The sequence below is a fragment of the Clostridium lamae genome (genome assembly GCF_033043255.1).
GTDB classification, from domain to species: domain Bacteria; phylum Bacillota; class Clostridia; order Clostridiales; family Clostridiaceae; genus Clostridium; species Clostridium lamae.
The window spans coordinates 56,542-73,429 of sequence record NZ_JASCQJ010000017.1; the positions used below are offsets into that span (position 1 = coordinate 56,542).

Annotated in this window: 9 protein-coding genes and 2 pseudogenes; 9 read left to right on the top strand and 2 right to left on the bottom strand. The window is 28.8% G+C overall.

Annotated features, from left to right (window positions below; all coding sequences use genetic code 11):
* The first annotated feature begins 14 nt into the window (after positions 1-14).
* From QK892_RS09950 to QK892_RS09975, 6 genes are all read left to right on the top strand, one after another.
* Positions 15-971, top strand: a complete 957-nt coding sequence (locus QK892_RS09950) for an ABC transporter permease (protein ID WP_317273402.1) — start codon at positions 15-17, stop codon at positions 969-971.
* Positions 971-1,948, top strand: a complete 978-nt coding sequence (locus QK892_RS09955; protein WP_317273410.1) for an ABC transporter ATP-binding protein — start codon at positions 971-973, stop codon at positions 1,946-1,948. Before QK892_RS09950 ends, QK892_RS09955 begins: the two co-directional genes overlap by 1 nt.
* A gap of 3 nt (positions 1,949-1,951) precedes the next feature.
* Complete coding sequence (locus tag QK892_RS09960; RefSeq protein ID WP_317273403.1) at positions 1,952-2,947, top strand: ABC transporter ATP-binding protein; 996 nt, start codon at positions 1,952-1,954, stop codon at positions 2,945-2,947.
* A 330-nt stretch (positions 2,948-3,277) separates the two neighbouring features.
* Positions 3,278-4,804 (top strand): response regulator transcription factor, encoded by a 1,527-nt coding sequence (locus tag QK892_RS09965; protein WP_317273404.1) that lies wholly within the window; start codon positions 3,278-3,280, stop codon positions 4,802-4,804.
* A 53-nt stretch (positions 4,805-4,857) separates the two neighbouring features.
* Positions 4,858-7,620 (top strand): glycoside hydrolase family 3 protein, encoded by a 2,763-nt coding sequence (locus QK892_RS09970; RefSeq protein ID WP_317273405.1) that lies wholly within the window; start codon positions 4,858-4,860, stop codon positions 7,618-7,620.
* A gap of 314 nt (positions 7,621-7,934) precedes the next feature.
* Positions 7,935-8,288, top strand: coding sequence for a VOC family protein (locus QK892_RS09975; RefSeq protein WP_317273406.1), 354 nt, complete (start codon positions 7,935-7,937; stop codon positions 8,286-8,288).
* 115 nt (positions 8,289-8,403) lie between these two features.
* On the opposite strand, the gene guaC (QK892_RS09980) is transcribed toward QK892_RS09975, so the two are convergent.
* Complete coding sequence (gene guaC, locus QK892_RS09980) at positions 8,404-9,387, bottom strand: GMP reductase (protein ID WP_317273407.1); 984 nt, start codon at positions 9,385-9,387, stop codon at positions 8,404-8,406.
* Between the two features lie 448 nt (positions 9,388-9,835).
* Here guaC (QK892_RS09980) and QK892_RS09985 point away from each other — a divergent pair, with 448 nt between their 5' ends.
* Positions 9,836-13,486, top strand: a complete 3,651-nt coding sequence (locus tag QK892_RS09985; protein WP_317273408.1) for a BspA family leucine-rich repeat surface protein — start codon at positions 9,836-9,838, stop codon at positions 13,484-13,486.
* Positions 13,487-13,836: 350 nt separating this feature from the next.
* Positions 13,837-14,190: a VOC family protein gene (locus tag QK892_RS09990; protein ID WP_317273409.1), complete on the top strand. Its 354-nt coding sequence runs from the start codon at positions 13,837-13,839 to the stop codon at positions 14,188-14,190.
* 117 nt (positions 14,191-14,307) lie between these two features.
* On the opposite strand, the pseudogene guaC (QK892_RS09995) reads toward QK892_RS09990, so the two are convergent.
* Positions 14,308-15,291, bottom strand: a pseudogene (gene guaC, locus QK892_RS09995) (GMP reductase).
* Positions 15,292-15,623: 332 nt separating this feature from the next.
* Between guaC (QK892_RS09995) and QK892_RS10000 the strand changes: the two are divergent.
* A pseudogene (locus QK892_RS10000) lies at positions 15,624-16,888 on the top strand (hypothetical protein); the annotation flags it as partial.

Here is a 16,888-nt window from a genome sequence, read left to right on the forward strand (position 1 = left end):
GTATGAGGTGTAATATGGTAAAGAAATTATTTAATTCTAGAATAGTAAATTTTTTAAAAGAGTCTCCTAAAACCACTGCTGGAGTAATTTTAATATTTATTGTATTAATATTAACTCTAGGAGCTAACTTATTTACACCATATGAACCTATGCAAACATTTGATGGATTATGGCGTGTAGCTCCATCATCTGACCATATTCTTGGAACTACACAAGCAGGTAAAGATGTATGGGCTCAAACTTTATATGGTGGAAGAGTATCCATATCAGTTGGAATTTTTGCAGGTTCAATTGCAGTTGTTTTAAGTTTAATAGTTGGAATTACAGCTGGTTATTTTGGAGGGGTAGTAGATAACGTTATCACAACTATAATAAATGTAATTATGGTTATTCCACAAACAGTATTATTATTAATAATTGCATCAATGATAGGGGTAATATCACCTATAGCAATTGGGATTATAATAGGGATTACTTCTTGGCCATGGGGAGCACGTGTTTATAGAGCTCAAACCATGAGTTTAAGGAATAGAGAGTTTGTAAAATCAGCTGAAACATTAGGTGAATCTAAGCTTCGTATATTATTTGTAGAAATAATGCCTAATATGTTATCAATGATAACTACAGGATTTATAAGCACAATAATATATGCTATTATGGCACAATCATTTATTGAGTTTATAGGTTTTGGTGATAGAATGTCAGTAACTTGGGGACAAATGTTAAATAACGCTCAAAGTACAGGTGCTTTAAGTAGTGGTGTATGGTGGGAAATACTAGGTCCAAGTGTATTTGTCATATTATTTGGTGCTGGACTTACATTGATTAATTTCTCAATAGATGAGGTTTCTAATCCAAAATTAAGAGCTCAAAGGATTATGAGAAAATATAATAAAGAAAAGAAAATTCAAGAAAAATTATTAAAGAGACAATTTTCAGGAATTACTACTAATGAAGGAGGGAATAGGTGATGGGAGCAATACTTGAAGTAGAAAATCTTTGTGTTGATTATATAACAGAAAGAGGCCATATAAGAGCAGTAGATAATGTAAGTTTTGTTATTGAAGAAGGAAAAAGTTTAGGACTCGCCGGAGAATCAGGCTGTGGTAAAAGTACTATTGCTTATTCACTAATGAGATTGCATAGACCTCCAGCACTTATTACTGGTGGAAAAATAAAAATGGATGGTAAGGATATTTTATCTTTATCAGAAAATGAATTACAAAATTTTAGATGGAATAAAATAAGCATGGTATTTCAATCAGCTATGAACTGTTTAAATCCAGTAGTTACTCTTGAAAACCAATTTTTTGAACTTTATAAAACTCATGGTATAACTAAAAATAAAAAAGAATCAAGAAAGATGGCGGAAGAACTTCTAGAAATAGTAGGTATTCCAGCTAATCGTTTAGGTGATTATCCACATCAATTTTCAGGCGGAATGAGACAGCGTGCTGTAATTGCAATGGCATTAGCTTTAAAGCCAAGACTTCTTATATTAGATGAACCTACCACAGCGTTAGATACTGTAGTTCAAAGAGATATATTACAAAAAATATATGATTTAAAAGAACAGTTTAATTTTTCGATTTTATTTATCACTCATGATATTAGTCTAATGATGGAATTCTGTGATACAGTAGCAATAATGTATGCAGGTAAAATTGTTGAACAAGCATCTTCAAGTAAGATATTAAAGAATCCACAGCATCCATATGCTTATGGATTAAAGAATTCATTTCCTTCATTACAAGGCGAAATAGAATATATGGAAGGGATTCCAGGTTCACCATTAAATTTAAGCAACATTCCTAAAGGATGTAGATTCCAGGAAAGATGTTTTAAAGCAACTAAAATATGTTTTGAAGAAGAACCACAAAGAAGTTCACAAGGTGAAGAATTCTTCTTCTGCCATAATCCATTAGAATTGGTAAAGGAGATAGGATAAGATATGAAAGCAGAAGAATTAGTAAAACCAATATTTAGCGTAAAAAATGTTACAATGGATTTTAAAGTTGCTATAAAAGGATTTCTTTCAAAAAAAGGTACTATTCGTGCTTTAAATGATATATCTTTTGACTTATATCCTGGAGAGTCTTTAGCGATAGTTGGAGAATCAGGCTGCGGAAAGTCTACATTATGTAGAATCGCAATGAAATTCTATGAACCAAGTTCTGGACAAATGTTTTTTGAAAATGAAAATATTCATGAATTAAAAGGTGAAAAACTTAAAAATTATAGACAAAAGTCTCAAATGATTTTCCAAGATCCTTTTTCATCTTTAAATCCATTGCACAATATATATTATCATCTTAAAAGACCATTAGAGCTTTATCATCCTTCTGATGAAGAGACAATGAATAAAAAGATGGATGAATATCTAACAATGGTTGGATTAACTCCACCTAAGGATCAAGGTGAAAAATTTCCTCACCAACTTTCTGGTGGACAAAAGCAAAGAGCTTATATTGCAAGAGTATTAGCAGTAGGAGCAGATGTGATTTTTGCAGATGAGCCTACTTCCATGCTAGATGTATCAATAAGACTTGGAGTTTTAAACTTATTAAATAAACTAAAAACAGAGATGAAAAAATCTTTTGTATATATTACTCATGATATTGCTACAGCAAGATATTTTGCAGATAGAATAATAGTATTATATGCTGGTCATATGGTTGAATGGGGAGAGGTAGATAAAGTAATTTGCAATCCCAAACATCCATATACTAAGCTTCTTATAGCAGCAGCTCCAGATCCTGAAAGAGAAGGAGTAATTGATTTACCTGTTGTAAGAGATAAAGATACAGAAATAAGACAGTGGACTCCAGAAAGCAAAGGATGTCCATTTAGGACAAGATGTCCAGTAGCACAGGACATTTGTGCAAGTCAATGTCCTGAACCTAGAGAAGTGGCGCCTGGACAATTTATTAGATGTATACATGGTTAGTTGATTAGATTCTTTTCATAATATTAATATAGAAAATTGCAGTGATTTTCTTACTATAAATCCTAGAGGTATGAACTCTAGGATTTATTTTTTGCTTAAAAAGCATTGAAATATTTTCAAAAATTGAAAATTCACAATATTTAGACTATGTCTATTTAAAGGGAGAGTGTAATATTATATAATACAGTTATATAATATAGTACAAATAGATTTAAGAGGAAAGATTATAGTTTATATTATTAATAAAGCTTCTAGGATTGAAGTAAAAAATCTTGAATATTGGGGTGAAGGTGTTATTATTTTACCGGCAAGAAGAGAGGGGAGAATAATGTGTTAAAGGTATTTATAGCAGATGATGAACTTCATATAAGAGAAGAAATAAAAAATATTATTAATTGGAATGAACGTGGATTTATTATATGTGGAGAAGGTATTGATGGTGAGGATACATATGAAAAGATTTGTGTCCTAAAGCCAGACTTAGTATTAATGGATATAAAAATGCATAGAAAATCAGGATTAGATGTTTTAAGAGATGTAAAGAAAAAAGGATTTTTAGGAAAGTTTATAATAGTAAGTGAGTACTCTGAATTCAATTACGTAAAAGAGGCTATGAGATATGGAGCAAAATCCTACTTATTAAAACCTATAGATAAGGACGAGTTACTTGATGTTGTTAATGAAATAAAAAAAGAAATTTCTTATGAAAAGAACTTAAATATAAATATTCAAAGTAGATTTCAATTAATAAAAGAACAAGTTTTATCTCAGCTATGCTTAAATAATAAGTCGGAAGAAGTAAAAGAAAGCTTAAACTCTACAAATAATAAAAGTTTATATATAGCATTGATATCTACTGATAAAAATAAATTTGATAATGATAATACAATTGATTTAGAACGATGCCTTAAAGAAAAGTTGTTTAGCAAAAATACTAATATTTTTAAAGTTAGAAATAGAATAGCAATAATGTTTTATGATAAAAGTATTGAGTATATTTATTCATTATTAAGAAAGATAAAAATACAAATTGAAGAAGAGATGAAAGAAAATCTTTTTATAACAATAGGTGAAGAATTTAATAATATTTTTAAAATTAATTATTCATATGAAAGTGCTAAAGATTTAATGAAGAATAGGTATTTATACCTTAATGAAGGCATTATTTATAAGGATAAGATAAAAAATATTATTAATAGCCCAATTAGCGAAGAACAAATAATTAATAATTTATATAGTTATATAGAAATAGGTGAAGTATATGAGATAGAGAGAAGTTTTTTACTGTTAGAAACATTAATAATAGAAAAGAATTATAAAGAAGAACAAATAAAAGCTTTACTAACTACTTACTATATTAAATTAAAAGATGATATTATATCAAACTATGATGTAAAAGAAAGCTTAGATATGGATAATAGAATAACTATTGAAGAAATTTATAGTAGGAATAGCTTACATGAAGTTATTAAGTATTTAATAGATAAATTTTTGATTATTTCAAAACATGTAGCAAGTAACTTAAAGGGTAAGGGTATTAGAAGAATAGTAAAATATGTAGATAATAAATATTATAGAGATTTAAAATTAGAGGATTTAGCAGAAATATTTAATTATAATAGCTCTTACTTAGGTAAATTATTTAAAGATACTACAGGTAAAAGTTTTAATACTTATTTAGATCATGTAAGAATAGAACAAGCTAAAAAATTAATTATTGAAGATAAATTGAAAGTATATGAAATATGTGAAAAGGTAGGTTATAAAAATATTGATTATTTTTATTATAAATTTAAAAAATATGTAGGTACAAGTCCTTTAAATTATAAGAAACTAAGTAATTATAAAAATGCCTAAATTTCATTTAATCGTTTACTATATATCGTAAAATATATTTAATGGAGGATAATATGGGACAATATACATTGGATTTAGAAAAGTATGCAAGTATTATAAGACAGGTAGCAGCAGAAAGCTGTGTTTTATTAAAAAATGACGATAATGCACTTCCACTTAGAAATAATGATAAGGTAGCTGTATTTGGAAGGAGCTCCTTTAATTATTATAAAAGTGGATTAGGTTCAGGTGGCCTTGTAAATACAAGATATGTAGTTAGTATTATAGATGCTTTAAGAGAAAATAAAGATATTGTTTTAGATGAAGAATTATTAAAAGTATATGAAGAATGGATTAAAGAAAATCCTTATGATGAAGGTCAAGGATGGGGAAAAGTGCCATGGTCCCAAAAAGAAATGAAACTTGAAAATTCAGTAGTACAAGCTGCCTCACATGCAGATATTGCATTAGTTATAATAGGACGTACTGCAGGAGAAGATCAAGATAGTAGAAATGAACCTGGAAGTTATCTTTTAACTGAAGATGAAGAAAGCATGATTGAAAAAGTTACTAGGACATTTAAAAGAACTGCTGTAATTTTGAACGTTGGTAATATTATAGATATGAAATGGGTAGATAAATATAATCCTTCTTCTGTTCTTTATATATGGCAAGGAGGCCAAGAAGGAGGTAATGGAGCTGTTGATGTTTTAACAGGTAAGGTAAATCCATGTGGAAAATTAACAGATACTATTGCAAAGAATATTGAAGATTATCCATCAACTGAAAATTTTGGAGGTATTGAAAGTAATTATTATAAAGAAGATATTTATTTAGGATATCGTTATTTTGAAACTCTTGCAAAGGATAAAGTAATGTATCCATTTGGATATGGACTATCATATACTAATTTTAATATTGAAGGAAAAATTTCAAGAGTAACAAGTAAAGAAGTAATAGTTGAAGCTATTGTAACTAATATAGGAAATGTATCAGGAAAAGAAGTTGTGCAAGTATATATAGAAGCACCACAAGGAAAACTTGGAAAACCAGCAAGAGTACTTGTTGGATTTACAAAAACTAATGTAATTAATCCACTTGAAAATGAAAAAGTAGAAATAAAAATTCCTAAATATTATATTGCTTCTTATGATGATAGCGGAATAACTGGATATAAGTCATGCTATGTATTAGAAGAAGGTTGTTATAAGGTTTATATTGGTTCAGATGTTAGAAGTGCTAAGATTTCTGGAGAATATAATGAAGAATTTACTCTAGTAGAAAGATTAGAAGAAGCATGTGCACCTACAGCTTCCTTTGAAAGATTCAAATTAGCTTTTAATGAAGATGGAAGTCCTAAGATTATAATGGAAGAGGCTCCTACAAGAACTATAAATCCATATAAAAGAATGGAAGAAAGACGTGAAGAGGAGATACCTTATACTGGTGACAAAGGTTATAAGCTTGGAGATGTATTTAATAAAAAGGTAGATATAGATGATTTTGTTGCTCAATTAAGTGATGATAATTTAATTTATATGTTTAGAGGAGAAGGGATGTGTAGCCCTAAAGTAACACCAGGAACAGCAGCTGCTTTTGGTGGAGTAACAGATAAACTAAGAGATTTTGGAATACCACTTGCATGTTGTGCAGATGGACCTTCAGGAATACGTATGGATTGTGGAACTAAAGCATGTTCATTGCCAAATGGAACAGCTCTAGGCTGTACATTTAATATGGAGTTAGTAGAAGAACTTTATAAAATGACAGGAAAAGAGATGAGAAAAAACAAGATAGATTCTCTTTTAGGACCAGGAATGAATATCCATAGAAACCCATTAAATGGACGTAATTTTGAATATATTTCAGAAGATCCATTATTAACAGGAAAAATAAGTTTAGCTCAAGTAATTGGAATACAATCACAAGGTGTTGCACCAACTATTAAGCATTTCTGTGCTAATAACCAAGAAGTGGCTAGACATTTTGCAGATTCAGTAGTATCAGAGAGGGCACTTAGAGAAATTTATTTAAAAGGATATGAAATAGTAGTTAAAGAAGGTAATGGACGCTCTGTTATGACTAGTTACGGGCCAGTAAATGGTATTTGGACTGCTGGAAATTATGATTTATGTACAACAATACTTAGAAAAGAGTGGGGCTTTGATGGCATAGTAATGTCAGATTGGTGGGCAAATGCAAATATAGAAGGTGAAAAAGCTACAAGAGAAAATAAGTACCCAATGGTAGTGGCACAAAATGATTTATATATGTGTGTAGTAGATTCAGAAGCAAATCCTGAAAATGATAACGTTAAAGAAGCTTTAGTAAGTGGTGAGCTAAAAAGAAGTGATTTGCAAAGAAATGCAAAAAACATTTTAAATTTTATAATGAAATCACCATCAATGTTACATGAATTAGATCTTATTAGTGAAGAGGAATTAAGGGGAATTAATGAAAAAGACGAAGATGATTTCCCTATAGAAAATATAGTCTATTATAAAGCAGATAAAGAAACTAATAATATTGTTATTGATGGAAATATATTTAATAATGCAAAAGGTAATTCAGAGGTATTTGGTATTACTGTTAATGAATATGGAGAATATAATATATCAATAAAAATGAAATGCGATTTAGGATCACTAGCACAATTGCCATTATCAGTGTATTATGATAACGCTTTAAAATATACTATTACAATTAGAGGAACTGAAGGGGAATTTGTTACAGAAACTAGACCATTAGGATTTGTTTTTGGAAATAATCATTATATTAAATTATATTTTGGAGCAAATGGCTTAGAGATAGATAAGGTTATGATTACTCCTAAATAATGCAAGGGAGATATAAGGAGCTGTCGCACAATGTAAAATGAATAATGAAAAATGTAAAATTAAGGAAGAAACTCCGCTAGGAGTTTCAAAAATATATATTTTTTTAGTAATTCGTTTCGAATTACATCAATAATTCTACATTTTACATTCTACATTTTTAATTAGGGAGCTGGTGCGACAGCTCCTTTCTTTTTTGCATTAAGAAGTGATTTAAAGAGAAAAATATGTGTTTAAATATAGAATTTATTTACATTTATTACACAAAATGTTATAGTCTACATAATACTAATACTGACATAGAAAGGAGAAATATTATGAAATTGATGTATTTACATTATCCAGTACAGGATATGGAAAAATCCTTAGAATTTTATAGAGACGTTTTGGGCTTTAAAGAATCATGGCGTCTAGGAAATCAAACAGTTGCTTTAACAATACCTAATTGTGAACAAGAAATAATGCTTGACAAAGATGAAAATGATATAGGTGCAGGTGGAGTTTTTTTAGTTGATAGTGTAGAGGAGTATTACAAGGAATATAAATCAAAAGTAGAATTTGTAATAAGACCTATTGATATACCTCCAGGTAAATATGCTGTATTTATAGACAATTCAGGTAACCGTATACGTATATTAGATTTATCAAAAGAGAATAATGAAGAGAAGTAAATTATTAACTATTTATAGATATAAAAGTACTAATAAGATAAACAATATTATTAAATAAAAGAATAAGAAGTAAAAAGCCACATCCTTAGAGACGTGGCTTTTTATCTTTATGATTTTAATATACTTTATCACCATTAAAAATTGAATTTTTAACAATTACATAATCAACAGTTCTTATAGATTCTAGTGATTTACCGCCAGCATAAGAAATAGAGGATTGAAGATCTTGTTGCATTTCTACTAAGGTATCTTTTAAGGAACCTTTATAGTCTACAAACATTTTCTTACCTTCAACATTTCTTCTTTCACCCTTTTGGAACTCAGAAGCAGAACCAAAGTATTCCTTATAAATCTTTCCGTCTCTTTCAATAGTTTCCCCTGGTGATTCTTCATGTCCAGCAAATAATGAACCTATCATAACCATAGAAGCACCAAATCTAATGGATTTAGCTATATCACCATGGGTACGAATACCTCCATCTGCAATAATTGGTTTAGTTGCAGCTCTTGCACACCAACGAAGAGCAGCTAATTGCCAACCACCTGTTCCAAAGCCTGTTTTAATTTTAGTGATACATACTTTACCAGGACCAATTCCTACCTTTGTAGCATCTGCACCAGCAGTTTCAAGCTCTTTTACGGCTTCAGGTGTTCCAACGTTTCCTGCAATAACAAAACTTTTTGGTAAATGCTTTTTAATATGCTTAATCATATTAATAACTGCATTAGAATGTCCATGAGCAATATCAATTGTTATATATTCAGGAGAAAGATTTTCAGCTTTTAATTCCTCAATAAAGGCATATTCTTCCTCTTTAACTCCAACACTTATAGAAGAATATAAGTTTTTTTCTTTCATATCTTTAATAAAATCTATTCTTTTCTCTGGCTTAAAACGGTGCATTATATAAAAGTATCCATTTTCAGCTAAATAAGTTGCAACTTTTTCATCTATAATAGTTTGCATATTTGCTGGAACTACAGGTAATTTGAAGGTTCTTCCTCCAAAAGTTATAGATGTATCACATTCAGAACGACTGTTTACTATACATTTTCCTGGTATTAACTGTATATCTTCATAATCAAATACTTTATCCATTTTCTACCTCTCTTACACGAATTATTTTTATAAATATTGATTTATAGTTCGGTTGCATGAACTATTATACATATTTTTAATGGATATGTCAAAAGTGAAGATATTATGCTCGGGAATATTAGAGGGATAATTAGTATCCATCTTGCTAACAATTTATAAAGCGTATATTTTTCTACTAATAGATTACAATGAAGTTTTAATTTATAAATTAAATGTTAATTATTTATTAATAAAAAGTTTTAAAAATACTAGGATAATTAAGGAATATTAAAAGTTTGTTTTAATTTGTTTATAAATTCTTAACAAATAAATTTAATAATAATACATATATGTAAATTTAATACATTGACGAGTAGATAATCCATAGCATAGAATTGCTCTGTATAAATTACGTAAGAATAATGTTATATAATTGTGTGATTTATACTATTAGAAAGGGGATATACTAATGAAAAAAGAAAATATAAAACAAAAGCAGAATCTAAAAAATGTTGGAACAGCAGCTGCATTAACAATTACATTAGTTACTTCTAATTTATCTACTTTAGTTCAGGCAAGTGAATTAGAAACTGAGGTAAATATAATTAGTAGCAGCTATGAAAAAGAGAACATTGATGAAGAAGTAGTGGAGGAAGTTCAAGAGGCAGTTATTCAAGAAGAATTTATAATTCAAGAAGAAAATACAATTGAAGAAGAAATTGCAACTGAGGAAGAAAAAATTGCAAGTCAAGAAGAAATCACTACTGAAGAAATAAATAATAAAAAACAAGAATTAACTACTGAAAAAACAACTAATAAAGAAGAAAGCAAAGCAACAACATTAATTGAACTTGGAGAACTGTGGGAATATAGGGAATTTACTGGTAGTAATACTATAGTATTAGATAAATACAAAGGTGAAAATACAGATATTGTTATTCCAGGAGATGTTGAAGGTAGAAATATTAAAATAAGCTCAAATTCTTTTAATGATAAAAGATCTACAATTACTAGCATAAAATTTGAGGAAGTACAAGGAAAAAAGGTACAAGCACCTGGTACCTCATTAGCAAGTATATTTAAAGATTGCATATCACTTACAAGTGTAGATTTAAGAGGATTAGATACGTCAATGGTAAACAATATGTATAATATGTTTAATGGATGTATCTCTTTAACAAGTATAGATTTAAGTGGAATAGATACTTCAAATTTAACTAATATGACATCTATTTTTAGTAATTGTACAGCATTAAAAAGTATAAAATTAAGCAATTTAAATACTTCATTAGTAACGAATATGTCTAATTTATTTAGTGGATGTACTTCTTTAGAAAGTATAGACTTAAGCGGATTAGATCTTTCAAATGTAACTAATATGGGAAATGTATTTAGTGGATGTACTTCTTTAAAAAGTGTAGATTTAAGTGGATTAAAACTATCATCAAGTGTAACCACTTTAGCTAATATGTTTAGAGGATTAAGTTCTTTAGAAACAGTAAATTTAAGTGGATTAAATGCTGAAAATTTAACTAATATGGATGGAATGTTTAGAGACTGTAGTTCATTGACAACAGTAGATTTACGTGGAATGTACACTTCAAAAGTAGTTCATATGTCTAATATGTTTTATGGATGTAAGTCATTAACAACAGTAGATTTAGGTGGACTAGATACTTCAAACGTAACCAATATGGCTAATATGTTTTATGGATGTAAGTCATTAACAACAGTAGATTTAAGTGGACTAGATACTTCAAATGTAACTAATATGAGTAGTATGTTTAGAGAATGTAGTTCTTTAGAAAACATAATTATTAATAATTTTAATACACAATCAGTAACTAATATGGCATATATGTTTATGAATTGTAGTTCTTTAACAAACTTAGATTTGAGTAAATTTAATACATTAAATGTAACTAATATGGCATATATGTTTAATGGTTGTACCAATTTAAAAAGTATAATCTTAAGTAGCGATTTTAATACATTAAAAGTAACTAATATGAGATATATGTTCGATAGTTGCACTAGTTTAGAAACTGTAGACTTAAGCAGTTTTAATACAGAACAAGTAACAGATATGGCTAATATGTTTAGAAGATGTAGCTCTTTAAAAAGTCTAGATTTAAGTAACTTTAATACATCAAATGTAACTTCTATGACAAATCTATTTATAGAATGTAGCGCTTTAACAAGTGTAAAATTTGGTAATGATTTTGATACATCACAAGTTACTAAAATGAATAATATATTTAAAGATTGTATTTCCTTAACAACTGTAGATTTAAGTAGTTTTAATACAGCAAATGTAACAGATATGTCATATATGTTTAGTGATAGTGGAATAACTAATTTAGATTTAAGCAATTTTGACACATCAAATGTAACTACTATGCAAGGAATGTTCCGTAATACTGCAAACTTAAAGGATATAAGTTTCGGTAATGATTTTAAGGCATCACAAGTAACAGATATGTCACACATGTTTACTAATAGTAGTGTAGAAAAATTAGATTTAAGCAATTTTAATACTGAAAAATTAAATATTATGAATCAAATGTTTAGAGATTGTAGTTCTTTAAAAAGTATAGAATTTGGTGATAATTTTAATACATCACAAGTAACAGATATGTCATATATGTTCTACAATAGTGCTGTAGAAAGCTTAGATTTAAGAAACTTTGATACTTCATCAGTAACAGATATGACTTTAATGTTTGCAAGATTAAATAATATAGATGTTTTAGATTTATCAAGTTTTAAATTAGATTCAGTTGATAAAGATAATATGAAACATATGTTTGGAAAAAACATAATTGATATTAATGGAAATATTGTAGAAGATAATACAGCTTCTGCTAAAGAGTTATTAGTTATTACTAAAGATGAGAAGTTAAAGAGGTATGATTATAGAGCAGATGGATGTTTACCAGTAGGTCCAGAACTACATGCAAATGGTGGAGAGTTTGCAAATGGTGAAACAGTAAATATAGATTTTAAAATAAATGTATTAGAAAGTCTTGATGAAGCTACTATAGATAAAGTAATAGCAGATGCATTACTATCACCAGAACCAACAAGAACTGGATATACATTTATTTCATGGGAAGCTCAACCAACAGTAACAAGAAACACAACCTCTATAATAGATAAGTTAAATGTAATTTACTATGCTAAGTGGTATGCAGGTGATAAAGTTACTACAAATAATGGGACAATTATAAAACCAGGTCCAAATAGTGGAACACCTGTAGTAGATGGTAACGGCGTTGTTACAGTACCAGAAGGTGGTATTGTGATTTTACCAGATGGAACAGAGATAACACCAGAAGCGGGAAGTACTGTTAATCCAGATGGAACTATTACTCCGCCAAATGGAGAGACAGTAAATCCAGATGGAGGAGTAATATTACCACCAGCAGGAGACGATGAAGAGCAACCAGATGGAGGAGAAACAGTACCACCAGCAGGTGATGATGAAGAACAACCAGATGGAGGAGAAACAGTACCACCAGCAGGTGATGGTGAAGAACAGCCAGATGGAGGAGAAACAGTACCACCAGCAGGTGATGATGAAGAACAGCCAGATGGAGGAGAAACAGTACCACCAGCAGGTGATGGTGAAGAACAACCAGATGGAGGAGAAATAGTACCTCCAGCAGGTGATGGTGAAGAACAACCAGATGGAGGAGAAATATTACCACCAGCAGGTGATGGTGAAGAACAACCAGATGGAGGAGAAACAGTACCACCAGCAGGTGATGATGAAGAACAACCAGATGGAGGAGAAATAGTACCACCAGCAGGTGATGGTGAAGAGCAACCAGATGGAGGAGAAACAGTACCACCAGCAGGTGATGGTGAAGAACAACCAGATGGAGGAGAAATAGTACCTCCAGCAGGTGATGATGAAGAACAACCAGATGGAGGAGAAATATTACCTCCAGAAGTGGAAGAAGATAAAGATCAAACTAATGGTACAACTTCAACTGTAAAGCCAGGTGTTAATAATTCATCTCCACAAACAGGAGACACTGGAGCATTAGGATACATTGGGTTAGGTTTAACATCATTGCTAAGTCTATTATTTACTAATAGAAGGAAAAGAAAATAATAAATCCTAGATATATATGTAGGATAATAAAATTTTATTTTTAAAATAGTATATATTTAAATTAAAAAAATTAATTTAATAAGTAAATAAACCTCCTATTGATATGATTATTAATTGTATCTTAGGAGGTTTTGTTATGAATAATATTTTCCATAAGGGATATATAGAATATAATAGTGTAAATATTCCACTAACCCCAGCAAAATTATATTACCAATATCTAAAAATTGTAGAATAAAGAATTGGAACTAAGATAAAATAGGTGTTTCAATGTATAATTTATTTACATTTTTTATATAAAATGGTATAGTTTACATAATAATAATATTTATATAGAAAGGAGAAAGGCTATGAAATTGATGTATTTACATTATCCAGTACAGGATATGGAAAAATCCTTAGAATTTTATAGAGATGTTTTGGGCTTTAAAGAATCATGGCGTCTAGGAAATCAAACAGTTGCTTTAACAATACCTAATTGTGAACAAGAAATAATGCTTGACCGAGATGAAAATGATATAGGTGCAGGTGGAGTTTTCTTAGTTGATAGTGTAGAGGAGTATTACAAGGAATATAAATCAAAAGTAGAATTTGTAATAGGACCTATTGATATACCTCCAGGTAAATATGCTGTATTTATAGATAATTCAGGTAACCGTATACGTATATTGGATTTTTCAAAAGAGAATAATGAAGAGAAGTAAATTATTTAATTATTTATAGATATAAAAGTTCTAATAAAATGAATAATATTATTAAATAAAAGAATAAGAAGTAAAATAGCCACATCCATAGGGAAGTGGCTTTTTATCTCTATGATTTTAATATACTTTATCACCATTAAAAATTGAATTTTTAACAATTACATAATCAACAGTTCTTATAGCTTCTAGCGCTTTACCACCAGCGTAGGAAATAGAGGATTGAAGATCTTGTTGCATTTCTACTAAGGTATCTTTTAGGGAGCCTTTATAGTCTACAAACATTTTCTTACCTTCAACATTTTTTCTTTCACCCTTTTGGAATTCAGAAGCAGAACCAAAGTATTCCTTATAAAGTTTTCCGTCTTTTTCAACAGTTTCACCTGGTGATTCTTCATGTCCTGCAAATAGTGAACCTATCATAACCATAGATGCACCAAATCTAATTGATTTAGCTATATCCCCATGAGTACGAATACCTCCATCAGCAATAATTGGCTTAGTTGCAGCTCTTGAACACCAACGAAGTGCAGCTAATTGCCAGCCTCCTGTTCCAAAACCTGTTTTAATTTTAGTGATACATACTTTCCCAGGGCCAATTCCTACCTTTGTAGCATCAGCACCAGCATTTTCAAGTTCTTTTACTGCTTCTGGGGTTCCAACGTTTCCTGCAATAACAAAACTTTTTGGTAAATGTTTTTTAATATGCTTAATCATATTTATAACTGCATTAGAATGTCAATGAGCAATATCAATTGTTATATATTCAGGAGAAAGATTTTCTGCTTTTAATTCCTCAATAAAGGCATATTCTTCCTCTTTAACTCCAACACTTATAGAAGAATATAAATTCTTCTTTTTCATATCTTTAATAAACTCTATTCTTTTCTCTGGCTTAAAACGGTGTATTATATAAAAATATCCGTTTTCTGCTAAATAAGTTGCAATTTTTTCGTCTATAATAGTTTGCATATTTGCTGGAACTACAGGTAATTTGAAGGTCCTTCCTCCAAAAGTTATAGATGTATCACATTCAGAACGACTATCTACTATACATTTTCCTGGTATTAACTGTATATCTTCATAATCAAATACTTTATCCATTCTTACTCTCCTTTACACGAATTATTTTTATAAATATTTATTTATAGTTCGTTAATATGAATTTATTATACATATTTATGAAGGATATGTCAAAAGTGAAGATATTATTCTCCGGGTATTAGTGGGATACTTACTATCCAACTTGCTAATTTTAGAGGATGAACAAGTAAATATTGTTGGGATTGCAATTGGGATAATAAAAAAATCAAAGGAATAATTTTTTAAGGATTTCTGTTTAAAATAGTTGAATAAATATGCTGAAAATATCATTAGAATAAATTTCTAATGATATTTTTTATGTTAAAATTAAATTAAGATATGGAGGGGTTATTGTGAAAGAAATTTTAATAAGGGAAGAGCTTAAAAATAGAATAATAGAAACTTCAGATAAGTTGTTAAAAGATAAAATAAACTTATCAATGGATAAATTAAATAATTTATACAACCTTTTTAAAGAGAAGTTTGGAATAAACAAATTAAAATCTTTAGATGGAGAAGAATTAATAAAATTATTTAGTTTAGGAAATAAAGATGGGTTATTTTACTGGCTTGAATTTAAAAATGATGAAGAATTTAATACAAGAAGTTTTGGTAGTATAGCTGGAGGGAGTGCCTTTAAATACATTTTATTTAATAGAAATAAAGATAATAAATGGATTACAGGAAATCCACAAAATCCAAAGATATTAAATGATGATGAAGTTCTTTTTATGATACGAGAAATTAGAGATTTACTTATTAAAGGATCAGAAATAATTAAAGAAGAAATAGAAAAAGAAATATCATTAAATAGTTATAATAGAATTCAAAACAGATTATTAAATGAATTAAAATATAATATGGGTAATTTAGGATGGGTTCATAAATATTATCATATGATGTATCCAGAGTATATAGATGATTTTCATTCTGAATATATGAAAAAGTATTTTTTGACATGCTGTGGAGTTGATTTAAATGGTAATGAGAAGAGATATGATATGGCTGGATACGTATATTTTATTTCTAAGGAAGTAGAATTACCATTTAATTATTTAACAAGTTCTATGGCAAATATATTTGGATCTGTTAAAGAATATATATCCATTAAATGTAGTGATAATGAGAATATTGAGAAAATGAAAGTTTCATCCTATATAAATATTGAAGAAAAACTATCAGAAAATTTAGAAGCAGATTTAAATAAAATAAATAAGTTAAAGAAAAATGATATTATTGTGCTTGAAAAAGACAATAAGATTTTAGGAATAGCAAAATATAGTGGAAATTATGAATATATTGAAGACAGTGAATATCCACATACATTATATGTTGAATGGATAAAAATTTATGATGAAAGTAATGATTTAAGATTAAATGAAAAGAAAACAAATGGTGCAGTTTATTTTATTAAGTATTTAAAGAATATGATGATAATTGAAGAAGAAATATTTAAAAACACAAATAAAAAAAATTATTATAATAGTAATTATTTTATAGACGAGATAGATGCACTTTTAAATATTAAAACTAATAAAGAATTTGCTTTCAAAACAATAGAAATGCTAAATAAATATAATTGTTTAACAGAAGAAAATATTAATAATCTTAAAAATAA